Genomic DNA, 25023 nt, shown 5'->3' on the forward strand with positions numbered 1-25023 from the left:
TTTTTTTCATTTTCCAGATTCGAAAAAAAAGTATCCACAATCAATTTCCTTAATTAACATTCCCAATTCTATAATAACAATTTCTGCATTTATCACTTTTTCCGGGTTTTTCAATATTTATTTTATTTTCGTTAAAAAAAATCATCTTATTTAAAATCAGGTATTTATACTTGCTTTGAGTTTTCTCAATTGTATTAGTTTTGAAAAGAATAAAATTTATTCTTTTCAAAATTTAAATTAAACCGAATTCGAAACATTGTTTTTGAAGTAGCCCCAATGAAACAATAAAAACCAAAAGCTGACTTAAACTCAGCCATAAATGGAATTTAACAACTAAACTTAACCCTAAATCAATACTATGAAACAATCAAATTCTAGTTTACTTAATTATGTAAACTTACTTTTATCAAACGATGACGCATTGAACACCTTCTTGGTTGACCCGATAACGGAAGCAGAAAATGTTCATGGAATAACGAAAGCAGAACGCGCAGTACTACGAAGAACAATTGCTCATTTAAGCAATAAATCAGCTAATGGTTACACGGTAGCGAGACACCTTCAATCTTACAGACGTTCTTTAAGACTTTTACAGAACGTACTTCATAACGTAGGTTCGAAAATGGTACAAGATGCAATACCAGTAAACGAAGACGCTAACAGTGCTGCTTTGTATACTTTTTCTATTGTTTACAATTTACCTAAGGTAACAAATGGTCCGGTAGATTTTACTTGCAAAACAAATGGATTTGTCGAACAGCCGCAGTATGGAGGACCTTACGCCATTTCGACTCCAGCGTACACTGTTCAACTAAGCAATCCTAATCCGAGTATCAAAGATGTTATGGATGCAGTAAACCAACGCTATTTTGGCTACATGCCCTACACAACAGTAACCATCGGCGGACAGTTGTATGTTAAATCATTAATACCTTTTTCAACTTATGAAATCACAGCAGATCTTAGCAGCAGTTGTTATGATTTAACCAATCCAAATGCAGATTATGTATTTTGGTTTTATTCCATCAATGGTAAAGCAAATCCTTATAATTCTGGCAAAATTGGAACATCTTTTGCAACGCACATACTGAAGCCAAACCAAACCGTATTTTGGCAACTAATTGCTCCAGATTACGAATATGGATTCCAAAAATGTTTACCTACCGAAGGAAACAAATATGCCATGAGCAAATAAAATATCTTTCATAATAGAAAATGCGGCTATTACATTTTAGGATGTTAGCCGCATTTTTAGTAGTAAAAATAGAGTCCTAATTCCAACAACTATTTGAATATGGTTTTAAAAATGATTAAAATTTGTATTTAACAATCATTCCTAATTTAAGAATCCAAAAGTGCACATTTATTTGATATTTTTGCATGGGCAAAAACCCACGCAACTACTCTTGAATTACTATGAAACTATTATATTCTTATCTTAAAAAACATAAAGCCTTACTATTTATTGCCTTACTTATGGCCGCAATAAACATTTGCTTTAGCTTATCTGACTCGATTATTACTGGAAAATTAATGCAGGATTGCGGTGTTGGAATTTCAAAATACAAAGGGAACGAAATAGGTTTTTTAAAATCGGTTTCATTTTGGCTAGGATTATCCCTTGGAGCAGCAATGATTTCCAGAATTACGAAAAACTTTCAAGACTATTTTACCAATATTGTCATTCAGCGCACTGGTGCAGCTATGTACACAGAGGGCATCAAAAAATCGCTCGATTTGCCATATGAACAATTTGAAGACCAGCGAAGTGGTGAAACTTTAAGTAAATTAACTAAGGTTCGTCAGGATTCCGAAAAATTAATTACACTCTCTATTTCGTTAATATTCCAGACCGTTATTGGGTTTGTTTTTGTAGTGGTGTATGTTTCGCAAATTGATTACCGAATTTCACTCATTTTCTTAATTACAGCCCCAATTATTGCATTGGTAAGTTCTTATTTAGGCAAAAAAATAAAGGTAGTTTCAAGAAAAATTGTAACCCAAACAAACACCTTAGCAGGATCAACTACAGAAAGTTTACGCAATATTGAACTTGTGAAAAGCTTGGGATTAACGTATCAAGAAGAAAAACGTCTGAATTTAAACACCCTTAAAATTTTACACCTCGAATTACAAAAAATTCGTTTTATTAGAAGTTTAAGTTTTATTCAAGGAACAACGGTTCATTTTCTTAGAACATGTGTTGTTTTTACCTTGTACTATTTCTTGTTTGGAGGCAAAATTATTGTTGGTGATTTATTGACAATGGTCTTTTTTACGTTCTTTATTTTTGGACCGTTACAAGAGTTAGGAACATTCATAATCGCGCTGAATGAAACCAAAGTTTCAATGGAAAACTTCAAAGAATTATTAAATGCACCCACAGAATTTCGTCCAAAAAATGCTAGAAATGTTGGTGCAATACAATCTTTAGCCTTTTCTAATGTGAGTTTCAAGCACAAATCAGCAAAACACAATGCTGTTGAAAACATAAATTTTGAGATTAAACAAGGAGAAACAATTGCCTTTGTTGGCCCGTCAGGTGCAGGAAAAACAACTTTGGTTAAACTTCTTGTTGGATTGTACCCTCCCGAAAAAGGAAATGTGCGTTACAACGACATGGATTCTAAAGAAATTGATTTGTTAGATTTGAGAAAACAACTCGGATTTGTAACACAAGATGCACAATTATTTAGTGGTACAATTCGAGAAAATTTATTGTTTGTAAAACCATCCGCAACTGATGAAGAACTACTTGAAGTGCTACACAAAGCAAGTTGTCATACATTATTGGCGCGTGCCGAAGACGGTTTAAATTCTACTATCGGTGAAGGCGGTATTAAAGTTTCTGGTGGCGAAAAACAACGTTTATCTATTGCTAGAGCCATTTTGAGAAATCCGAATTTATTGATTTTTGATGAGGCAACTTCTGCTCTTGATTCTATTACCGAGGAAGAAATTAATACTACAATTAGAAATATATCCGACCAAAACCGAATTACTGTTTTAATTGCACACCGATTGTCAACCGTTATGCATGCTGATAAAATCTTTGTTTTGGAACAGGGACAAATTATTGAACAAGGCCAACACGAAGCATTATTAGAAGAAAAAGGGTTGTATTATGCCATGTGGCGTCAGCAGATTGGTGAGAGAAAGTAAATTTTAAGGTTCAAAAAATTTAAGTCGTTAACTAAATAAATTAAAGGTACTATTTGTCTTTTCGAGGGAGGATAAATGAAATAAAATAAGAAAGAAGCATAAATACGACAAACAAAAACCCGACAGCTTTAAAACTTGTCGGGTTTGATTTTATAAAAACTTTGCAGTTCTGCGTCCTGCGAGATTAAAGTAATTACTACTTCAGAAACTCAACTGCCTTAGCCAAAGTCTCAGCAATCCCGTTTACATTCTTTCCTTTTCCAGAAGCGAAAAACGGCTGTCCACCACCATTTCCATCGATTAATTTCCCTAATTCTCTAATTACAGTTCCTGCATTTAACGCTTTTTCTGCAACCAATTCTTTAGAAATATAGCAATGAATATTTGGTGTGTTATCTTCAATTGAAGCTAAAAATACAAATGAATTTGGTTTAGCAGTCCCTATGGCTTGCGCCAAATCTTTAGTAGAGCTCATTGATAAATCTACTTGCTTTGCCAAAAAGTTAATACCGTTTACCTCTTGAAAATCAGCAACTAAAACATCCTTTAATCCGTCGATTTTCTCTTTTAATAATTGCTCAATTTGTTTTTTTAACTTCGTATTATCGTCTTGCAATGAAGTTACTGATTTTAAAACATCTTGTGGGTTTTTCAACGTTTCTTTGATTTCCGCCAAAGTATTTTCTTGATTTTGATAGAAATTCTTCACTGCATCACCCGTAATGGCTTCAACTCTACGAATTCCTGCTGCTACTGCACCTTCAGAAATGATTTTGAAATGCCAGATTTCAGCTGTGTTTTTTACGTGAATTCCACCACAAAGTTCTTTGCTTTCGCCAAATTCTATCATTCGAACTGAATCCCCGTATTTTTCTCCAAACAAGGCCATTGCACCTTTTTCTAATGCTTCTTTTATTGGGATATTACGGTGTTCTACCAATTGCAACTGCGCTTCAATTTGTGCATTCACACTTGCCTCTACTTGACGTAATTCCTCATCTGAAACTTTAGAAAAATGCGAAAAGTCAAAACGCAAATAGTTTGGATTTACTAAGGATCCTTTTTGCTCTGCGTGCGTTCCTAAAATACTTCTCAAAGCCAAATGCATCAAGTGCGTAGCCGAGTGATTCTTAGAAGTTGATGTTCTTAAATCCGTATTTACTTTTGCCGTAAAACCTGCTTCTATATTTTCTGGAAGCTGTTTTGCAAAATGTAATATTAAGTTATTTTCTTTTTTTGTATCAATGATGTCAATCGTTTCATTAGCAGAAACTAGTGTTCCTTTATCACCTACTTGTCCTCCACCTTCTGGATAAAAAGGTGTATTGTCTAAAACGATTTGATATAAAATTCCGTCTTTTTTAGAATCTACTTTACGAATACGAGTAATTTTTACTTCGTTTTCTGTTTGATCGTAACCCACAAAAGTTTCTACATTTCCAGGAATTAAAACCGACCAATCTTCGGTTGAAACTTCAGAAGCAGCACGCGAACGCGCTTTTTGTTTTTGCAGTTCAACTTCAAAATCTGTTTCGTTGTAGGTGTATCCTTTTTCTTTTAAAATTAAAGCGGTTAAATCTTTTGGAAAACCGAAGGTATCGTACAATTCAAAAACTTTTGCTCCTAAAACTTCATTTCCTGATGTTTCAGCAACCACTTTGTCTAACAATTGCAATCCTTGTTCTAAGGTTCGTAAGAACGAAGCTTCTTCCTCTCTAATTACATTGGTAACCAATTGTTGTTGGGCTTTAATCTCTGGGAAAAATTCTCCCATTTGATTTGCCAAAACCGCTACCAGTTTATTGATAAAAGGTTCTTTGGTATCCAAAAATGTAAATCCGTAACGAATAGCACGACGCAAAATTCTACGAATTACATAACCAGCACCTGTGTTTGATGGCAATTGTCCGTCAGCAATTGCAAACGCTACGGCACGCACGTGATCTACAATGACACGAATGGCAATATTAGTTTTATTCTGTTCCTCTGAAATGTTTTTCACTTCATCAGATGTGTATTTAAAACCTGTAATTTGTTCTACTTTCTCGATAAGTGGTGTAAAAACATCCGTGTCATAATTAGATGTTTTGCCTTGCAAAGCCATACACAAACGCTCAAATCCCATTCCGGTATCTACGTGCTGTGCTGGAAGTTTTTCAAGAGATCCATCGGCTTTACGGTTGAACTCCATGAATACATTATTCCAGATTTCAACTACTTGTGGGTGGTCATTGTTTACGAGACTTTTTCCTGAAACCAAAGCCTTTTCAGCATCAGTACGCAAATCAACGTGTATTTCAGAGCATGGGCCACAAGGTCCTTGATCTCCCATTTCCCAGAAGTTGTCTTTCTTGTTTCCAAGGATGATTCGGTCTTCATCAATTAACGTTTTCCAGATATCCCACGCTTCTTGATCAAAAGGAACATTATCTTCTTTACTGCCTTCAAAAACAGAAACGTATAAGTTTTCTTTTGGGATTTTGTACACTTCGGTCAAAAGTTGCCAAGCCCAATTGATGGCTTCTTTTTTGAAATAATCACCAAAAGACCAGTTTCCAAGCATTTCAAACATGGTGTGGTGGTACGTATCAAAACCTACGTCCTCGAGATCATTGTGTTTTCCTGATACGCGCAAGCATTTTTGAGTATCGGCTATTCGATTATTTTTTGGAGTTCCGTTTCCTAAAAAGAACTCTTTGAACTGAGCCATTCCAGAATTATTAAACATCAAGGTGGGATCATCCTTCAGGACAATAGGTGCTGATGGAACAATTAAATGCCCATTTGAGGCGAAAAATTCTAAAAATTGCTTGCGTACGTCTTGTGATGTCATTGATTTGATTTAAATAATTTAAAGATTGCTACGAATTGAATTTTTCAATCTTAATAATCTTTCACTCTTTTTTGCCCCAGATAGTAGTGGAAAGCTTTGCATTTTTGCCAACTATTTTTTCTGGAACTGGCAGAGCGACCGTAGGAAGCTCCTGCTGGATCCAAAGAAAAAAAGAGGGCAAAAAGGTAAACTTGCAACGAATAGCTGGAACAGGCACCTAATTTATTTATTCTAAAAAAAGATGGTAACAAATGAAACATTTCTTAAATTTGTTCGTCTAACCCATTATAGTGTGCAAAAATAGGGTATTTTAAAATATGTCGAAAGTAAAATATTATTACGATTCTGAAAATCTAGCCTACAGGAAAATAAAAACACAAAAAAGGAGAAAATTTGGTGTTGTTATTCTATTTATACTAGCTGCCGCGTTGTTTGGTTTTTTGAGTTTCATCGTTTTATTGAACACGCCTTTTTTTGAAACACCAAAAGACCGCTTGCAAGCCCGAGAGATTGAAAATTTAAAATTGAATTATGCCATTCTCAATAAAAAAATGGATCAGGTGAACGGTGCGCTTGACGCAATAGAAGAACGTGACAACAATGTTTATAGGGTGTATTTTAACAAAACTGCAATCCCAGACTCTATTAGGAAAGCTGGTTTTCAGGGTAAAAATAGATATGAATTGCTGGAAGGTTATAATAATTCACAATTAGTCATCAATACCACTAAAAGGATTGATGTTATGAGTAAACAATTAGCCATTCAATCAAAGTCACTAGACGAAATTTTAAAATTAGCAGCAGCTAAAAGTGAATTTTTGTCAGCTATTCCTGCCATTCAACCGGTACGAAATGAGAACCTAAAACACATGGCATCTGGTTTTGGATACCGAACAGATCCTTTTACGAAAGCGCGTAAAATGCATGAAGGCATGGATTTTACAGCTAAAAGTGGAACACCTATTTATGCTACTGGTGATGGTGTTGTGGCAAAAGCGGACAACACGGCATCAGGCTACGGAAATCATATTGTAATTCGGCACGGATTTGGATATGAAACTTTGTATGCACACTTGAGCAAGTACAATACAAGAGCAGGACAGCGTGTAAAAAGAGGCGACATTATAGGTTACGTAGGAAGTACTGGCCGATCAGAAGCTCCGCACTTACATTATGAGGTATTGAAAGATAAAAAGGTAGTGAACCCACTTAATTTTTATTACGGAAACATATCGGCGGTTGAATATGTAGCTATTTCACAATTAGCGAATCAAGAAAATCAGTCGCTGGATTAAGATAGTGGAATGTGAGATGTGAAAAATGAAATTTCATTGGACAACAAAAATTAGAATTACAAAAATTAGAAAATAGATAAAAATGCACATTGAACTTTCAAAAGACAAACGATACTATAGCATAGGCGAAGTAGCCAAAGCTTTTGATGTAAATGCATCACTCATTCGGTTTTGGGATAGTGAGTTTGATATTTTGAAACCAAAGAAAAATGCAAAGGGTAATCGAATGTTTACGCCTGAGGATATCACTAATTTGCAATTGATTTATCACCTTGTCAAAGAAAGAGGATTTACACTAGAAGGTGCTAAGACTCATTTGAAAGAAGGCCAAAAGAAAACTTTGGATAAATTTGAAATTATTAGAAAGCTAGAATCAATACGAACGCAATTAACCAACATAAAAAACGAACTTTAAAACAAACCTCACCCGTGTGAGAAAAACTAAATAACTAAATTTTAAACACTAAATTAAACAAACATGAGAAGATTTTTGCCTTGGATTATAGTAGCAGTTGTAATTTTTGTAATGTACAGCTGGGTTAAAGGAATCAACAACACTGCCGTAACTTTAAATCAAGATGTAGAACAGTCTTGGGGTGATGTACAAACTGCTTATCAAAGAAGAAATGACCTTATAGGCAACTTAGTAAACACTGTAAAAGGAGCCGCTGATTTTGAAAAAAGCACATTGACGGCTGTAATTGAAGCGCGCTCTAAAGCAACTTCAGTAAAAATTGACCCAGCCAATATTACACCTGAGCAATTAGCTGAATTTAACAAAGCGCAAAGCGGAGTAAGCAGCTCTTTATCAAGATTATTGGTATCTGTTGAAGCGTATCCTGAATTGAAAGCTAATCAAAACTTCTTGAAATTACAAGATGAGTTAGCAAGTACTGAAAATCAAATTTTAACGGCAAGAACACGTTTCAATGAAGCTGTTAAACCTTACAACTCTCATATCAAAACATTCCCAAACAGTCTTTTTGCAGGTCTTTTTGGTTTTAAAGAGAAAACCTATTTTACTGCTGTTGAAGGTGCTGAAAAACCTGTTGAAGTAAAATTCTAAACCTTATTTTTTATTTTGAATAACGATTTTTGATTACTACTAGCAAACTAGTGGGATTGAAAATCGTTATTTTCACTCAAAACTATTTCCGATGTCAAAAGTAGAAGATTTTTTAACCAAAGAAGAGGAACAAGAAATTGTAACAGCTATTTGTAATGCTGAGAAAAACACTTCGGGCGAGATTAGAGTTCACATCGAAAAAACCACCACTATGGATCATTTTGATCGTGCTATGGAAGTTTTTAACGAACTTAAAATGGATGCAACTGAACTCCAAAATGGTGTTTTAATCTATTTAGCGGTTGAAGATCGAAATTTTGTCATTTGCGGTGATAAAGGAATCAATGATGCTGTAAAAAGTGATTTTTGGGACAGTACTCGTGATGTAATGGTAGCGCACTTCAAACAAGGTAATTTTAAACAAGGACTTATTGATGGCATTACAAGTGCTGGGCAACAATTGCAACACTATTTTCCTTGGCAAGAAGGTGATACAAATGAATTATCAAACGAAATATCTAGAGGATAATGGTAGTACAAAAAAAGAATGCCTTGTTGTATCTAAAACTATTTGTCACTTTATTTTTCGCACAAATAAGCTTTGCCCAATTTGCAATTCCTGAAAAACCAACTTTTCAAACTTCAGTATATGATTATGCTAAGGTTTTAAGCGAAAGCGAAAAAGCGCAGCTTGAGGAAAAATTAGTCAAATATGCGGACTCTACCACTACTCAAATTGTGGTGATTACCATTGAAAGCCTTAAGGGCGAAGACATAGGGATTCTAACTCCTAAATGGGGGCAAACTTGGGGAATTGGTGGTACTGCACAAAATGATAATGGTGTTCTTATTTTATTAGCTAAAGCGGAACGAAAAATATGGATTTCAGCAGGATACGGTCTTGAAGATCGATTGACAGCTGGAATTGGCGGTGAAATAACTCGAAACATCATCATTCCCGAATTTAAAGCCGGAAGTTATTACAATGGACTTGATAAAGGAACTGATGCACTTTTTGATGTTTTTAAGGGGAAATACAAAGGGAAACGCGTAGAGAAATCAAAAGAAAAAAAATTCCCCATTGTTCCCATTATTGTGATTATAGTAGTTATCATCTTACTAGCTTCCCGAAATAAAGGCGGTGGTGGCAACTCTGGAAATCGCGGCGGTGGCTTTGGCCCTAGCCTTATGGATGTCATCATACTTAGCAGTCTTGGCCGTGGTGGCGGAGGTGGAGGTTTTGGTGGTGGTTCTTCTGGAGGAGGATTTGGCGGAGGAGGATTCGGTGGTGGATTTGGCGGAGGAGGATTTTCTGGAGGAGGATCTGGAGGCGACTGGTAAAACACATATATTAATTAAAAGCTGCAACTGCAGCTTTTTTTGTTTCTAAACAGCACTTTACGATAGTTTATTACTGTTTAAAAGGCAGCACCTTTATAGAAAAATTAAATCTCTTTTTAATTTATTTAGTAGTAATAATTTTATCTTTGAATAAAAAACTAAATTTTAAATAATGAAAAAATTAAAATTATCGCATGGTATTGTAATCCTAATGTTGTGCATTGGATTTCAAGGTTACTCCCAATTTAACGGTTGGAAAGAAAAAGTATTACAAGCAGGCGCTGCATTAGGAGCCAAAAAAATGGGACTTGATCAAGTACTAAAAAAACCAGAATCTATTACAACCTCATTTGAAGATGTAGATCAAACAGGATCAAAATTACCTGATTTACTGGTGGTCAAAAATGTACAGCCTTTATATTTATTACCAAAAGCTGCTGAAGGCGGTTTTGTATTGTGCGATGGCTTTTATGAAATGAGTGCCAAAAGTTATTGTTTAAAAGCAGGTACCTTCGCCCCATCTCAAGGCGATGGGTACATGTACGCACCCACTCTAGGACCTAAGCAAGAAATTGTAACTACAATTTTAAAAAATGCCGAAAAACATCCTGAAATAAAGCAGCAGAACATACAAGAATTATTATGGGCTATAATTGCTAAATCCCGTTTTGCCGATTTCAGTGGACAACTAAAATTAACAGCTATCGCTCTTTTGAGTACAGCTGAATTAACACACCTTGAAGGTGGAATGCTAGGTGTATTGCCTGCTAGCCTTATGAATCAAGCAAAATCAAAACTTCCTGAAGCGGTTCAAAATGTTTTTGAAGCCGAAAATAACATTCGACAAATGGTTGCTAATGGAAATTACACCTATGCCGAAATGGAAAAATATGCCATTATTGCGGGTATGGCACCTGTACGCACAGATATTCCAAGTGGGATTTGGACTTTACATCCTGATGGATACTACATTCGGTATTACCCGTCTGGTTACGCTATAACCAAAGTGCAAATTTATGTTCCAAAAACACTATTAGCCACTGGAAAACGAATCGTTTATGATGCGACTAATGACATTGCCTGTCCGGCAAATGTAGGTTCACAACGACTAGCACAAACAAACGAACCGTTAAATCCAAATTACGCTATTAAATTGAAAAGCAGCTGCAAATAAATTTGTAAAATACCCTTAACTCAAAAAAGGATAAAGCTGCTACAGGCTTCTTTATCCTTTTTTAATTTAACGGTAAGCAATCTTATTAATGATAACAATCCTGAAGGTCTGAAAACTTCATCGTTCAAGTTGATTCGTTTAAAAAAACAAGTATCTTTAACCTCGTTTTTAAACAGTAAAAAAAGCTTAATACGAATACCAAATGCTTTCACAAAAAACCAAATATGCCCTTAAAGCACTGCTCTATCTAGCCGAGCAGGACGCAAACCATATTTCTAAAACAATTGAAATTGCTGAGGCAGCTTCTATTCCAAAAAAGTTTTTGGAACAGATTTTATTGGATCTAAAACGGGGTCATTTTGTAGGTAGCAAGCAAGGGAAATTTGGAGGTTATTATCTTTTAAAATCAGGAAATGACATCACGCTAGCTGAAATACACCGCTTGTTTGACGGAGCTATTGCATTATTACCTTGCGCTTCTTTAAATTTCTATGAACCTTGTTCTGATTGTAAAACAGAGTCTGAATGCAGCCTGCGCCATGGTTTAATGATTATTCGAGATGAGACCTTAAAGGCCATGCAAGGTATTACCATAGCCTCATTAGTCAAAAAATAAAATTTTATTTTAAACTCTACTATTTTTATAGAATTTATATATATTTGCACCGAAATATTAATAGTAACTCTATTTAAAGCAAGATGAAAAAGATGCAAGTACAAAAATCCCTAGAAGTTTTCAAAAAATTAAACCACAAATCAACCCTTTGTATGATGTGTATGTGCTAGAAATAAAAAAAATTATTTTAAAACTCTACTAATTACATATACATAATATAAATGAAAAATATTTATCTAAAATTAAGCACAACTTTATTATTTTTTCTAGTTTTCTCCACTTCTTTTGCTCAAGTACTTCTTGAAGGAAAAGTAAAAGACGAACAAGATGCCCCAATTGCAGGAGTCAATATCGTTTTAAAAGGCACTACAAACACTACTACAACGCTAGCTGATGGAACTTTCAGTATTGAAGCAAAGTCACTTCCCTTCACGCTGATTGTACAATATGCCGGCTATAATACCAAAGAAATTAAAATTACCGAATTGCCTACCAACATAAAACCGCTGGAGATTATCATTTCATACGGAGAAGAAAAAGTACTCTCTGAAGTGGTTGTTACCTCTCGCAGAAGAATAGAAAAAGCACAAGATATCCCAATTGCTGTATCTGTAGTAACCGGAAAACAAGCCGAACAAGCAGGTGCTTTCAACGTAAATCGTGTGAAAGAATTGATTCCTTCGGTACAATTGTACTCCTCCAATCCTAGAAATACGGGTATCAACATTAGAGGACTTGGTTCACCATACGGACTTACTAATGACGGGATTGATCCTGGTGTTGGTTTTTATGTTGATGGTGTGTATTATTCGCGTCCAGCAGCCACTACTTTAGACTTTGTAGATATTGACCGCATCGAAGTATTGCGTGGACCGCAAGGATCGCTTTTTGGCAAAAACACCACCTCAGGTGCTTTTAACATTACCACCAGAAAACCAAGCTTTACATCTGGTGCTGATTTTGAAGTAAGCTACGGAAATTACGGTTTCCTTCAAGCTAAAACATCAATAACTGGTGCGTTAAGTAAAAAACTGGCTGGTAGAATCTCATTTTCGGGAACACAAAGAGACGGATTAATTGATAATGTAGTGACTGGAAGAGCCACAAATACCTTAAACAATCAAGGAATTAGAGGCCAATTATTGTACAATGCGACTGAAAACACGAACATTTTATTCGCAGCTGATATCACCACACAACGTCCTGATGGATACGCGCAAGTGATTGCTGGTGTAGCGCCAACGCAAAGGGCTGCTTACCGCCAATTTGATGCCATCATTGCCGATTTGAATTACCAACTCCCAAGCAGAAATGCTTTTGACCGTAAAATTGACCACGATACACCATGGCGCTCTGGACAAGATTTAGGTGGAGCATCGCTTAACGTAGATACTAAAATAGGTAAAGGAACTTTAACCTCAACTACAGCATGGTGTTTTTGGAACTGGGATCCTTCAAACGATAGAGATTTTACAGGACTTCAAGTTTTGGCTAAATCACAAAATCCAGCCAGACATACGCAGTTGACACAAGAAATTCGCTATGCAGGACAAGTATCTTCTAAGTTAAGCGGAGTAATTGGTGCCTTTTTTATCGATCAAACGGTTAAGATTAGAGGAACAGAAGAATCTGGGAATGCACAATGGCGTTTTTCTCAATCGCCAGTAAACTACAACAATAACGGGGTTTCAACTCCTGTACCGCTTGCTAGATGGGCTGAACCAGGTTTGCTTGAAGGCTACGGAATACGCACCATTGCTGATATTCATGCTGTGAGTGCTGCTTTATTTGGTCAATTAGATTGGCAAGTTACCGATAGATTGCACATTCTACCGGGATTACGATACAATTACGACAAAAAAGAATCAAATTACGACCGTCAAACATATGGTGGTTTACAAACCAACGACCCACAATTATTGGCAATAAAAAGAGCGGTGTACACTAACCAAACCTTCTCTGCTAACAAAGATAAGTTTGACTTTTCAGGAAATATTACAGTGAATTACAAAGCGACTGATAAAATTAATGGCTACGCTACTTATGCTAAAAGTTACAAACCAGTGGGTGTAAACGTAGCTGGTTTGCCTACTCCTGCTGCAGGACAAACATTAGCTGATCTTGCTGTTATTAGACCTGAAGACGTAAATCATTATGAAATTGGAATAAAAACCTCTCCATTCAAAAGAGCTATTTTAAACCTGACTTTGTACAATACGGATATCAAAGATTTCCAAACCAATGTACAAGCAGCTGAATTAGGAGTAAATCGTGGTTACCTAGCCAATGCAGACAAAGTACGTGTACGAGGTGCTGAAGTTGATGCTAGTTTTGTAATCAATGAACATTTTGCCTTCAACGGTGCGTTGAGTTATACGGATGGAAAATATATTAAATTCACCAATGCTCCACTACCTCTTGAAGAAACAGGAGCTCCTATATCTTTCAAAGATGTGTCTGGAAGTACGTTGCCAGGAGTTTCAAAATGGGCCGGAAGTTTGGGCGGAGAATATACCAAATCAGCTAAGTTTTTTAGCAACCTAGGTAAATTCTTTGTGGCAATTGACTCGTATGCGCGTTCTGAATTTTCATCTAGTCCGTCAGCTTCAAAATACTTGATAGTTCAAGGATATGCTATCTTTAACGGTCGTTTTGGATTTAGAGCAACCGAAGGATTATCTGTAAACTTTTGGGGTCGAAACCTCTTGAACAAAGATTACTTTGAGCAATTATTACCAGCTGGCGGAAATTCTGGACATTATGCTGGCGTTTTAGGCGACCAAAGAACCTACGGAATTACCTTGAAGTATTCGTTGTAAACAACAACTTCAGTCTTTTATAACACAGCACCGCTATCCTATAAGTTAGCGGTGCTTTTTTTTTATGGGTAATAAATTGAATCAACAAATATGTAACTACTTTAAAATGGCTGACTTTGTGTACATTTGCAAGCATTTTAAAACTAATGACTCAAAAATTCCTTTTCTTTTGTGCACTACTCTGTTTGGGGTTGCAAGCACAAACCGTAAAAAAAGTTGACCACCAAAGTATTGTTTGGACGCGCTACTACAATCAATTGCTGTTGAGTGAAAAATGGTCTTTACATTCTGAAATTGACAATAGAGTTTTCACAAAACCCATTCAGCAAAACGTTTATGTGTTGCGCGTACAAGGACGTTACAAAATAAACAGCCAGCTAGAAACAGGTGCTGGCTTGGCTCATTTTTCGGTTACTACACAAATACCTGAAATCAATCCCGACTTTAGAATTCCTGAATACCGCGGGCAACAAGACTTGACTTGGAGAATCAGCGGCAAAAAAATAATACTCAATCAGCGTTTTCAAGTGGAAGAACGTTTTATTCACAATGCTAATGCCGCGGGATTACTGCCAGGAAGTACTTTTTCATGGCGTTTTAGATACCGCTTGCAAGGAGATTATACGTTTTGGAAAAAAGAAAACCAAGCTGTAAAAGCCATTCTCTCTGATGAAATCATGTTCAATGCTGGAAAATCAACCCGTAAAAACACCTTTGACCAAAACAGAATTTACGCAGCGATACACTTTCAAGCCAGCAACCATTTTTCGTATGAGTTAGGCTACCTCAACAGTTATCAAAGGCGACCTAGCGGCGTCGATTTTTTTGATCGTGATATTATTCGATTGAGTATTTTTCATCGTTTGAATTGGAAAAATAAATCCTAAAAAAAAATCCCGGATTGCTGCGGGATTAAGGTTTTGAGAGGTTCCGAACTTTCTAACCGAGTATTTTCTGTTACTGCAAAGTTTCTTGCTAAAGCTAAACGTGAGTTTACCTCAGATTTCGCCATTTTATGAAACCGCCATTAGCGGATTCCTTTATTGCTAAATATTAATAATTGAATTTGCTACTCTTTTTTCGCCGCCAATATGTGTTGTGTAAAATCGTTGTTCAATTCCCCACAAAACAAATTTTAAATCATCATCATTTTCAATTTTGAATTTTCCATTTTCATAAGTTACTTGTCCATATTCATTTGTGTAATCATATATTGCAAATTTTTCATTATCTGATAAATTATTTAATGTCTCATTTACAAGTGCGATCCGTTTTCTATTAGGAATTGTTACTGAATTTACACTATAAACAGCTGATACATCTAAAAATTCTGATTCAAGAAATGTTTGAGTTTCAGCTTCAGTCGCTTCTTTATAAAGTTGGTCCATTCCTTTAAATATTTTTTGAGCCGCTGTTAATTTCTTAAAGTAAAGAGTGTCATTAACTTTATTATAAATTGCATCAGCAAAAGGATTTATTGTAACTATTGGTTTTTCTGTTTCTAAAGTAAGTTCGTCAATAGAAAACCATTTTTTGCTTATAAAAAAACTAGAATTTATAATTTGAAAAAAATACAAATTATCTTGAATTGTGCATATAAAAGATAATTTTTTTAAATCTGCTTTTGTGATTTGGTCAAAATCAACAGTATTTAATTCTTCTTTTAAAAAGTCCAAACAATATTCAGTGTCAGAGAAACTTGTAATTTGATAGATTTCCTCATCATCAATTAATGTTGCAGGATTATAATTTATCCCATTTAACACTAAATTTGCTGTATCATATACATCTTCTTCAGTTTCAATGATTCTAAAAAACTTTTGCTTTCTTTTTACTTTTCCAAAAATATAATTTGTCATAATTTGTTAGTTATAAATCTATAAATGTGTAATTGTTTATTCTTCTTAAATTTTGAAATCCTATTTCGCCAGGAGTTTTTAATTGCTTCTTGGTAATTAGGAAAATTTTTATGCTTTTATTGGTTTTAATAAAATAGAAATGATATCCAAAAATTAGAAAAATTGGATTAAAATAAAGTGTTTGAGATAAATAAGTAAATATATAAATCATAATAAATACAACTACCAACGTTGGTATATCGCTTATCCCTAATGAAACAAAAAAATAGCCTAAATAGGTTGGCAGAAAATTATTGTTTGCTAATTCAATTTCATTAATAGCTGTATTTATTAATTGGTCTTTAGGAAGTTTTAATGCTATTTTAAAACTGAGAGATGTTAAAATAATTGGAAATAAAATAAAAATTACCCAAGAATAGTAAATTGAATAATTATCTATAATATTTAATATGTACTTTTCTTTTATTAAATATACTACAACAATTAACCAAGTCGAATTAAAAGCTAAGAATAATTGATAAACATATTTCATTGATTTGGAATTAAAGTAAGTTATTTTCCTGTGCGGTTTTCAATAGGATTTCCACCAACATTCTCTCGTTCCAAGAGACTTGGCTTTAAAAATACGTAATCTTTCAATTAATGACTAATCTCGTGAGTGAAAAATCGTATTCAAATTAAACCAATTGCCCAATATCTATTATAGTAAGTGTTATGCGTTCGTTATTATTTCATACTAACTAAACATTGAGAATTGATAGGTTCTTTTACAATGCTTGTTTCAACATAATCTGTTTCTATTATTGTATTATAACAACTTTTATCGCCATAATCATTTCCTGCAACATGATTGCATTCGACATAGCTTTTTTTACAAATAGAACATTCTGTTATTTTTGCAATTCCAGTAACGCTCATTCCGTTAAGTCTTTTTTGCTTAATTCTTTTTTTAATTATTTTGTCTGTTATAATTCCCTTAGCTTTTAATCCCTTATCATCTGCATAAAGAGAACACCAGCCAATAATCTGCGGTTTATGTTCTAAAAATATTGGTGTAGGAAATTCAGACTTTGGTGAGATGATTTCAAAACACTTTGCAAAACCATCTTTTAGCTCTTTACATTTTTTTTTGATTTTATGCTTCTTTTCATTTAAAAATTTCTCACCTAAATAGTTATGTGTAGAGTTGTCAATTTGAATTATCAGATGATCTTGATTTATTTTTTCTTTTTTGTTACCGCTATCAATCAACTTCTGAATTTTATTTGAAACAATAGTTGTTATTATACCAATTGGAATTCCAATAAGAGCGATAAATACTGGATCAGCAAAAAAATCAGCAAGTCCTTTTTTGTAAAGTATTTCAATCGGTTGGTCATTATCTGGTAATACTTTAACTTCGTAACCTTCTTCTCTTAAATACTTCATAAGTATTAAAGTTTCCCGAGTTACCAATTTTCTATTTGGAAATCGAGATTCATATGGGTTAAAAGATTCTATTTCTATAATTTGTTTACTCAATTTTTTGCTTTTAGTTACGACTTAATAACATGACCCACAACTCTTTTTTATGCACTTTAAAAAACTCCAATCTATCCTAATATAGATAGCTTCACGTCATTACACTAGCTCTTGTTTCTACGAATATAACTACAATAATTATAGTAAAAAATAAAAAACCTACAAACAACAAATAAATCTGTTATCTGGTTTAAAAAGCAAAAAAAATAGCCTAAAGAAGTATCCTTGGGCTATTACAACAAACAATAAAAAAACCACTTCTTTACAAAGTGGTTTTCTATTCTTATTTCTCTCTAATATAAATATTTAATACTAAAAGTCAATTACTTAAAATATAAAAGTACAAATAAGGCACAGATATTTACAGATATTTCATTTTTACAATGTTTTAACTTATTTAACAACGTTAAACAGGAGCGTGAACAACTCCCGTTTTTTTATGCTCATTTTTGAAATAAAAAAACCGCTCACTTTTGAACGGTTTTAATTGGTTTATTTTAATTGTGGAATCATTTTAATTTATTGATCAAAATTATATTCATCTCATTTGTACATCCCCAAAAAATTTGAAAATTATCATTGGTTCTCCATGCCATTGTGATTACAGAATTTTCAAGAAATAAAGAAATACTTAAATTGTGAAAATCTCTCAATCCATCGATATTCTTATCAATTAGTGATTTATCAACTTCTGCTTCCATAATATCTAAATCAAAATGTGCAAGTACGTTTTTTAATTCGTCATAACTTTGTTTATAACCAACTGGTGTTGGTTTCGTTGCAAATGTTTCTACACCCTTATTTAAAAACCAATTGTTGAAAATGAAAGTAGTACTTTTTAATCCCTTGTTATAAGAACTTATTTGTGCATTTATTGTTGAGCAAAATAAAATGAAGATAAATATTAACGTGTTTTTCATTCTGTTAGTTTTTTATATATTACAAAGATACGCTTTTCAAGAACGTAGCTACAATACCCATTTTTAGTGATATTAAAATAAAAAAAAGGCGTTCCGCTATCGTTCGTATTTTATTTTAACATTAACCTACCATTTTCATCTCTTAGGTTTTTTGGATGATAAAAACATCTGTGAAAACCATTTGTAATTTCACAATCTTTCAATGGAATAGGCATTTTTATTAATGCATCTTCAAAAGTCAATTGTACTCCGTCTAACTTTTGACATTTTCCACAAGCAGGTGAATGACCATCTGAAGAAGCTATAATTTGAACAACAGAAACAAATCTAGATTCTAAACTTTCAAAATACAATCTTTTTAGGTCAGCCTTACATTTTTCTCTTAACAAATAATCAAAGGGCTTTCCCTCTTGGAATAAGTAGATAGCCATAGAGAGATATAAATTTGATTGTGCATGATAATCATTTGAGTTCTTAATTAACAAATCATTAAATAATGACCAAATAACATCATTGTCATTATTTTCAATACCTGATTTTAAGAATAATTCTTTTTTTCTGGTGTAAAATGTATCTTCTTTTACTCCATATATCTTTAATTCGCTTAACCACCTATCTCTAAATGAAATTCTTTTTTGTTCAAATTCATAACTATTTTTTTCCTCTTCTGTTACAAGTTTTTTTTCTGTATAATTATTGAATTTCAAAATATAAATACTCTTTCCGCAATTAAAACATGTTGTCTTTCTAACTGGGAATTTCTTTAATACTGTTTTACAATAAGGACATATTGCTTCAGGTTCAATTTCGTGCTTTACAATCTCAAAATTATTTTCTTGACTTTCAATTTGTTCTGCGTCCACATTCTTATTACCAAATAGCCATTTTATAATTCTCATAAAAATATCAGCTTCAAATTAAGGGATATTAATTCAGTTATAATTCACTCTTAATTTTACCAGTCTGATTTGGATACTTTCTTAATCGTAAACAATTCTAATAAATGAGGGTTCAATCTTTCGGTCAAATTATTTTTTGATGACGATTCTCTAATTTGACCATCCTTTTTAATCAAAGCCCTCTCAATTGTAAATTCCGAAATTGTTTGCATTAAAAGTCCTCCACCATATATTCCAGCTGGCTGTACAAAGAATTTTATATTAAAAACAGAAACACGGTATTTTCCTTTTTTTGTTTCGATCTTAAACTCTGCAGTTAACTGATCAAGTTTTTTATCTTCGAAATTAGTTTTTTTAATTCTTCCAGTTGAATCTGTAACAAACTCTAGTCGAGGATTAGACTTTAAATTAGATATACTTGATGAATCTTCATAAACAAGTTTCCAAAATATAAGCTTGTCTTCAACTGTAAAGTTCTTATTTTGACCAAAAATGAACGAACTAAAGAATAAGCAAAACCAAATTAATAAATTTCTCATGTTTTAATTTTTTTCCAAATATAATAATTTCGTAGGTAAATATTTATTTTAAAAAATAACACATAAAAAAAACCACTTCGTTACAAAGTGGTTTTTTAGTTTTATTTCTCTCTAATATAAATATCGATTGGCACTCCTGAAAAATCCCAATTTTCTCTAATTTTATTTTCAAGGTAACGTTTGTACGGTTCCTTAACATATTGTGGCATGTTGGCAAAAAATACAAACTGAGGTGTTTGTGTAGGCAACTGCATGCAATATTTAATTTTTACATATTTCCCTTTGGTAGCTGGTGGCGGATAAGCCTCAATTACCTTAAGCATGAATTCGTTAAATTTAGAAGTCGCAATACGCTGCTGTCTGTTTTCGTACACTTTTACCGTAGCTTCTAACGCTTTTAGCAAACGCTGCTTGGTCAAAGCCGAAACAAAAAGAATTGGCACATCCGTAAACGGCATTAATTCTTTCTTGATTTTCTCTTCGTAATCGCGGGTTGACATGGTATCTTTTTCAACCAAATCCCATTTGTTTACTAAGATTACAACACCTTTGCGGTTTTTTTCGGCCAACCAAAAAATACTTTGGTCTTGTCCTTCAAATCCACGTGTCGCATCAATAACAAGGATACAAATATCAGCATGTTCAATAGCACGTACAGAACGCATTACCGAGTAAAATTCTAAATCTTCCTTAACCTTAGCCTTACGACGAATTCCCGCCGTATCCACCAAGTTAAATTCAAACCCAAAACGGTCAAACTTCGTATCAATAGCATCACGCGTAGTACCCGCAATGTCCGTAACCATAAAACGTTCTTTACCAATCAAGGCATTGATAAAACTTGATTTACCAGCATTTGGTCGCCCAACTACTGCAAAACGTGGCAATACCACTTCCTCCTGAACAGGTTCTGGTTTTACCGGAAAAGCATCAATTAATGCATCTAGTAAATCTCCTGTTCCACTACCTGATATACTGGCAAACGTGTAGTATTCACCTAAACCTAAGTTGTAAAACTCCAAGGCATCTTTCTCACGCATGGCGTTGTCTACCTTGTTTACCGCTAACAAAACTGGCTTAGTCACTTTACGCAACAAGCGCGCCACAACATCATCCATAGGCGTAATGCCTTCCTCTACATCAACCACAAAAATGATGACATCGGCCTCATCAATAGCCAGTTCTACTTGCTTGCGGATCTCGCCCTCAAACACGTCATCAGAACCTTTTATGTATCCTCCGGTATCAATTACAGAAAATTCTTTTCCGTTCCACTCGCTTTTACCATAGTTTCTATCGCGGGTCACCCCAGATACTGAATCTACAATAGCTTCTCTTCTTTGTATCAGCCTATTAAAAAGGGTCGATTTCCCTACATTAGGTCTTCCTACTATCGCAACAATGTTATTCATAATATAATTTGAAAATTCGTTTTTCCGAAACCTTATTTTTCCGTTTCGGGTGGCAAAGGTAGTGTTTAAAAGCGTGATTATCAATTTTTTTCGAATATTAGCCACATTAGCAGAACCTAACCACCTCATCTTCAAAACAAAACTCACAACGGCACCACTACCCTTTGTATTTATTCGTTCTTCGAATATTCTAAAATATCGCCTGGCTGGCAATCTAAGGCTTTACAAATAGCCTCCAAAGTACTAAAACGAACCGCCTTAGCCTTTCCTGTTTTTAATATGGATAAATTAGACAAGGTTAAATCTACCTTCTCCGAAAGCTCGTTCAATGACATCTTGCGCTTGGCCATCATCACATCTAGGTTTACAATTATTGCCATAACTTAAATGGTTAGTTCGTTTTCTTGCTGCATTTCGATTCCCTTTTTTATAATTTGCCCAATTACCAATAAAATTACACTCATAAACCACCACACATCGCCACCTCCAAAACTTAAATCGGCAATGTTAGGCATTTGTAGTCCGTCTTCAATCAAATTCTTGGTAAAGCCTGCTCCCCACAAGGAAAATAGCCCAATTCCAAAAGAAATCGTAGCCACCAAATCGATAAATTTTTTCAGAGAATCATTAAAAGGCTGTGCCAAATCAATTTTTTTACTATGAAAAACAAGTACAATATTGTAAAACAATACCGCTTTTAACACCGTAACAATACACATTAAAACAGTCAAAGTCACATAATGCGACTGGTTGAAATGATACAAAGCTGCCAAATCAACTTCTGTCCAAAACTTACTTGCCCCAGCTGGATTGAGCAGTAACGTAAAAACAGTATTAAAAATAAAGCCACCCGCCTGGATGCAAAGACCCACAAAAATAATCCAAGATACCACTTGCAGTACTTTAAAAACAAAATTGGTTTTTCTAGACATGATACAAAGTATTTAAAATTAAAAAACAAATATATTAATATTTATTGAAAAACAATAAAAATACATCATTTATCAAAATATATTTATTGCTTTTAAAATCTTCAGAAGCTTTTCCAGCGCTACAATACAACTCCTCGCGCCTCAAGGAGCTGTTGCAAAGCCCGTGCAGGAGCTTCCTTTGGTCGCTCTACACGAGCAGCAACACCATCCTTTTTTCGCTGCGGGGTTTCCTTTTCGCTCTGGGCTAAAAAAAAAATCAATACAAGAGAGTAACTCTAGTACTGATTTTAATGTTTTGCTGCTTTAGTAAGTTAGGGATTTAGAAGCACTTACTTTCAAATTTGAACTAATGCTAATTCGAAAACCGAATGTTCAATGTAGGACTAAACCCGGCATTTTATATAACTGATGTTGTGCGTTCGTATTTCTTAAAATCGCTTTTCAAAAGCCTTTCCGTTAAACTTAAATATATTTCCGTCAGCCATCCCAAAAAGCAAATTGTTTTTATTGTCTTTATAAATAGTCCAAATCATTGGTTTAGATGGTTTGTCACTAACAGAATAATTTGTCAAAGTTTTACCGTCATATTTCCAAGCTCCATTATATACATCTCCAAACCAGATATTGCCTTCTGAATCTTCTTCAATAGCAAAAGCGTGTTCAAGTGTTCCTGGTTTTGATTTATCTCCTCTTCTAGTGCTTGTTGGGTGAATTAAATTATTCTTTTCAGAAAAATTAATTATTGAATTACCTTCCATTAACAAAACGCCAATTCCATTATTTTCTATCCAAATTCGTCCTTTTGAATCTGCTAATACACTTCTTATATGCAAAAGCTCATTATCTTTTAGGTTTAATTTTTCAGTATCAAATATATTTACCCTTTTACCATCATAGCTGAATAGTGCTGCATAAGTTGCAATCCAAACTTTACCACTTTTATCTTTTGAGATACCCGTTACACCATAAGATTTATCAGGATTTTTGGGTTTGGGGAAAATCAAATAGTTCATATTTATCCCATCAAAACGATTTATTCCGTCTTCTTCCCACGAATAAAACCATAAATCGCCATTGGTTTCATTCCAATCTAATATTGGGTTGTTATTTTTAGGAGGATAATTAGCAAACTTTCCTTTGTCATATACACTTATTCCATTAGCAGTTCCAAACCAAATTTTACCATTGTCGTCTTCTTGGATTGAACGGATTTGATTGTCGGATAAACCTTCATTAGTTGTAAAGTATTCAAATGATTTTCCATTATAAAAACTTACGCCTTCATTATGACTTCCAAACCAATAATTACCTTTACTATCCTGGAAGATAGCACGTATTGCAGAAGTAAATTTTAAGGTATCGGTTTTTGGAGTTACTACCAATTCAGGTTTGTTAGTTTCTTTTTCTGTTGATTTCTTTTCAACACAAGAAAAGTTTAGTGTCAATATGAGTATTAAATAAATCAATTTTATTTTTTTGTTCATTTCTGATTTTTAAAATATGACGCACAACTCTTGTAATTGAATGAAAACTAAAAAAACCAGTCACTTCACTTCTCACTACTGATTATATCCAAAACGTTTTAACATATTCGCGTTGCTTCTCCAGTTTTTGTTCACTTTTACGTAAAGCTCAATGTGAATTTGTTTTCCAAAGAATTTCTCTAAATCTTCACGCGCCTCAGTTCCTACCTTTTTTAAGGCAGCACCTTTGTGACCAATCACAATTCCTTTTTGAGTTTCGCGTTCCACCATAATCAAAGAACGAATGCGAATGATATTGTCGTCTTCAAAAAATTCTTCGGTAACAATTTCAACTGCGTACGGAATCTCTTTGCTGTAATTCAGCAAGATTTTTTCACGAATGGTTTCATTTACAAAAAAACGCTCCGGCTTATCCGTCAGTTGATCTTTTGGGTAATACGCTGGCGACTCTGGCAAAAGTGTAATGATTCTTTGAAAAACTTCAGGAACATTAAAATTTTGCAACGCTGATATTGGATATATTTCAGCATTTGGCACTTTCTCTGTCCAAAAAGCCACTTGTTGCTCTAATTGTTCTTGGTTCGAATTGTCAATTTTGTTAAGCAATAGCAAAACTGGAATTTTCGAGTGGATGATTTTATTAAAAAACGCTTCGTCCTTAAGTTCCTGCTCCCCTATTTCGACCATGTAAATTAACACATCAGCATCTTCAAAAGCCGATTTCACGAAGTTCATCATCGATTCCTGCATTTCATAGGCAGGCTTAATGATTCCTGGCGTATCCGATAAGATCATTTGAAAATCCTCACCGTTTACAATACCTAGAATTCTATGACGAGTTGTTTGTGCTTTTGAAGTAATAATTGATAATCGCTCTCCAACAAAGGCATTCATTAATGTTGATTTACCAACATTTGGATTCCCGATGATGTTTACAAAACCTGCTTTATGTGACATTTCTACTAAAATTTATGCCACAAAGGTAGTCATATCAAGTGAATAGACGAAATAAAACATTTTTTTAAATTTATGTTGTAAAATGCAGAAATTGATTGTATCTTTGCACCCGAAACAACGCGGGATAGAGCAGTAGGCAGCTCGTCGGGCTCATAACCCGAAGGTCACAGGTTCGAGTCCTGTTCCCGCTACTA

Annotated in this window: 23 protein-coding genes and 1 tRNA gene; 12 read left to right on the plus strand and 12 right to left on the minus strand. The window is 34.1% G+C overall.

Annotated elements, in window-relative coordinates:
- Nucleotides 1-358: 358 nt before the first annotated feature.
- Both IQ05_RS01540 and IQ05_RS01545 read left to right on the plus strand, forming a co-directional pair.
- Nucleotides 359-1195, plus strand: coding sequence for a hypothetical protein (locus tag IQ05_RS01540; protein WP_144889148.1), 837 nt, complete (start codon nucleotides 359-361; stop codon nucleotides 1193-1195).
- A gap of 221 nt (nucleotides 1196-1416) precedes the next feature.
- Nucleotides 1417-3162 (plus strand): ABC transporter ATP-binding protein, encoded by a 1746-nt coding sequence (locus IQ05_RS01545; protein ID WP_144889149.1) that lies wholly within the window; start codon nucleotides 1417-1419, stop codon nucleotides 3160-3162.
- 196 nt (nucleotides 3163-3358) lie between these two features.
- Here the strand turns inward: IQ05_RS01545 and alaS are convergent, their stop codons facing one another.
- Complete coding sequence (gene alaS, locus IQ05_RS01550; protein ID WP_144889150.1) at nucleotides 3359-5995, minus strand: alanine--tRNA ligase; 2637 nt, start codon at nucleotides 5993-5995, stop codon at nucleotides 3359-3361.
- A gap of 317 nt (nucleotides 5996-6312) precedes the next feature.
- Here alaS and IQ05_RS01555 point away from each other — a divergent pair, with 317 nt between their 5' ends.
- The 9 genes from IQ05_RS01555 (at nucleotide 6313) to IQ05_RS01595 (ending at nucleotide 15193) form a co-directional block, all read left to right on the plus strand.
- Nucleotides 6313-7290 (plus strand): M23 family metallopeptidase, encoded by a 978-nt coding sequence (locus IQ05_RS01555; protein WP_144889151.1) that lies wholly within the window; start codon nucleotides 6313-6315, stop codon nucleotides 7288-7290.
- An 82-nt stretch (nucleotides 7291-7372) separates the two neighbouring features.
- Nucleotides 7373-7705, plus strand: a complete 333-nt coding sequence (locus IQ05_RS01560; RefSeq protein WP_144889152.1) for a MerR family transcriptional regulator — start codon at nucleotides 7373-7375, stop codon at nucleotides 7703-7705.
- A 63-nt stretch (nucleotides 7706-7768) separates the two neighbouring features.
- Nucleotides 7769-8356 carry a LemA family protein gene (locus IQ05_RS01565; protein ID WP_086454137.1) on the plus strand — a complete coding sequence of 196 codons (588 nt, stop codon included), beginning with the start codon at nucleotides 7769-7771 and terminating at the stop codon, nucleotides 8354-8356.
- A gap of 91 nt (nucleotides 8357-8447) precedes the next feature.
- Complete coding sequence (locus IQ05_RS01570) at nucleotides 8448-8885, plus strand: TPM domain-containing protein (protein WP_144889153.1); 438 nt, start codon at nucleotides 8448-8450, stop codon at nucleotides 8883-8885.
- Entirely contained in the window at nucleotides 8885-9697 is an 813-nt protein-coding gene (locus tag IQ05_RS01575) for a TPM domain-containing protein (protein WP_144889154.1), read from the plus strand. The genes IQ05_RS01570 and IQ05_RS01575 overlap by 1 nt, the downstream gene beginning before the upstream one ends.
- A 172-nt stretch (nucleotides 9698-9869) precedes the next feature.
- Complete coding sequence (locus tag IQ05_RS01580; protein ID WP_144889155.1) at nucleotides 9870-10871, plus strand: hypothetical protein; 1002 nt, start codon at nucleotides 9870-9872, stop codon at nucleotides 10869-10871.
- 202 nt (nucleotides 10872-11073) lie between these two features.
- The gene (locus IQ05_RS01585) at nucleotides 11074-11487 is read left to right on the plus strand and encodes an RrF2 family transcriptional regulator (RefSeq protein ID WP_144889156.1); all 414 of its coding nucleotides are present in this window, start codon (nucleotides 11074-11076) and stop codon (nucleotides 11485-11487) included.
- A gap of 221 nt (nucleotides 11488-11708) precedes the next feature.
- On the plus strand, nucleotides 11709-14306 hold the full coding sequence (locus IQ05_RS01590; RefSeq protein ID WP_144889157.1) for a TonB-dependent receptor: 2598 nt from the start codon (nucleotides 11709-11711) through the stop codon (nucleotides 14304-14306).
- Between the two features lie 146 nt (nucleotides 14307-14452).
- Complete coding sequence (locus IQ05_RS01595; RefSeq protein WP_144889158.1) at nucleotides 14453-15193, plus strand: DUF2490 domain-containing protein; 741 nt, start codon at nucleotides 14453-14455, stop codon at nucleotides 15191-15193.
- A 159-nt stretch (nucleotides 15194-15352) separates the two neighbouring features.
- On the opposite strand, the gene IQ05_RS01600 is transcribed toward IQ05_RS01595, so the two are convergent.
- The 11 genes from IQ05_RS01600 to era form a co-directional block, all read right to left on the minus strand.
- Nucleotides 15353-16165, minus strand: coding sequence for a hypothetical protein (locus IQ05_RS01600; RefSeq protein ID WP_144889159.1), 813 nt, complete (start codon nucleotides 16163-16165; stop codon nucleotides 15353-15355).
- Between the two features lie 10 nt (nucleotides 16166-16175).
- Nucleotides 16176-16697 carry a hypothetical protein gene (locus IQ05_RS01605; RefSeq protein WP_144889160.1) on the minus strand — a complete coding sequence of 174 codons (522 nt, stop codon included), beginning with the start codon at nucleotides 16695-16697 and terminating at the stop codon, nucleotides 16176-16178.
- Nucleotides 16698-16891: 194 nt separating this feature from the next.
- On the minus strand, nucleotides 16892-17686 hold the full coding sequence (locus IQ05_RS01610) for a hypothetical protein (RefSeq protein ID WP_144889161.1): 795 nt from the start codon (nucleotides 17684-17686) through the stop codon (nucleotides 16892-16894).
- Between the two features lie 509 nt (nucleotides 17687-18195).
- The gene (locus IQ05_RS01615; RefSeq protein ID WP_144889162.1) at nucleotides 18196-18606 is read right to left on the minus strand and encodes a hypothetical protein; all 411 of its coding nucleotides are present in this window, start codon (nucleotides 18604-18606) and stop codon (nucleotides 18196-18198) included.
- A 110-nt stretch (nucleotides 18607-18716) separates the two neighbouring features.
- The gene (locus tag IQ05_RS01620; protein WP_144889163.1) at nucleotides 18717-19505 is read right to left on the minus strand and encodes a hypothetical protein; all 789 of its coding nucleotides are present in this window, start codon (nucleotides 19503-19505) and stop codon (nucleotides 18717-18719) included.
- 56 nt (nucleotides 19506-19561) lie between these two features.
- A complete protein-coding gene (locus IQ05_RS01625; RefSeq protein WP_144889164.1) occupies nucleotides 19562-20044 on the minus strand; it encodes a hypothetical protein in 483 nt (160 codons plus the stop codon).
- A gap of 101 nt (nucleotides 20045-20145) precedes the next feature.
- Complete coding sequence (gene der, locus IQ05_RS01630; RefSeq protein ID WP_144889166.1) at nucleotides 20146-21456, minus strand: ribosome biogenesis GTPase Der; 1311 nt, start codon at nucleotides 21454-21456, stop codon at nucleotides 20146-20148.
- 170 nt (nucleotides 21457-21626) lie between these two features.
- A complete protein-coding gene (locus IQ05_RS01635) occupies nucleotides 21627-21836 on the minus strand; it encodes a helix-turn-helix domain-containing protein (protein WP_086453359.1) in 210 nt (69 codons plus the stop codon).
- A 3-nt stretch (nucleotides 21837-21839) separates the two neighbouring features.
- On the minus strand, nucleotides 21840-22388 hold the full coding sequence (locus IQ05_RS01640; protein WP_144889168.1) for a DUF2975 domain-containing protein: 549 nt from the start codon (nucleotides 22386-22388) through the stop codon (nucleotides 21840-21842).
- A gap of 428 nt (nucleotides 22389-22816) precedes the next feature.
- The gene (locus tag IQ05_RS01645) at nucleotides 22817-23872 is read right to left on the minus strand and encodes a ligand-binding sensor domain-containing protein (protein ID WP_144889170.1); all 1056 of its coding nucleotides are present in this window, start codon (nucleotides 23870-23872) and stop codon (nucleotides 22817-22819) included.
- 75 nt (nucleotides 23873-23947) lie between these two features.
- Nucleotides 23948-24829, minus strand: a complete 882-nt coding sequence (gene era, locus IQ05_RS01650; RefSeq protein WP_144889172.1) for a GTPase Era — start codon at nucleotides 24827-24829, stop codon at nucleotides 23948-23950.
- Between the two features lie 118 nt (nucleotides 24830-24947).
- Between era and IQ05_RS01655 the strand changes: the two genes are divergently transcribed.
- Nucleotides 24948-25020: transfer RNA gene (locus tag IQ05_RS01655), tRNA-Met, on the plus strand.
- The last annotated feature ends 3 nt before the right edge of the window (nucleotides 25021-25023 follow it).

This window comes from Flavobacterium tiangeerense, assembly GCF_007830355.1.
Lineage (GTDB): Bacteria > Bacteroidota > Bacteroidia > Flavobacteriales > Flavobacteriaceae > Flavobacterium > Flavobacterium tiangeerense.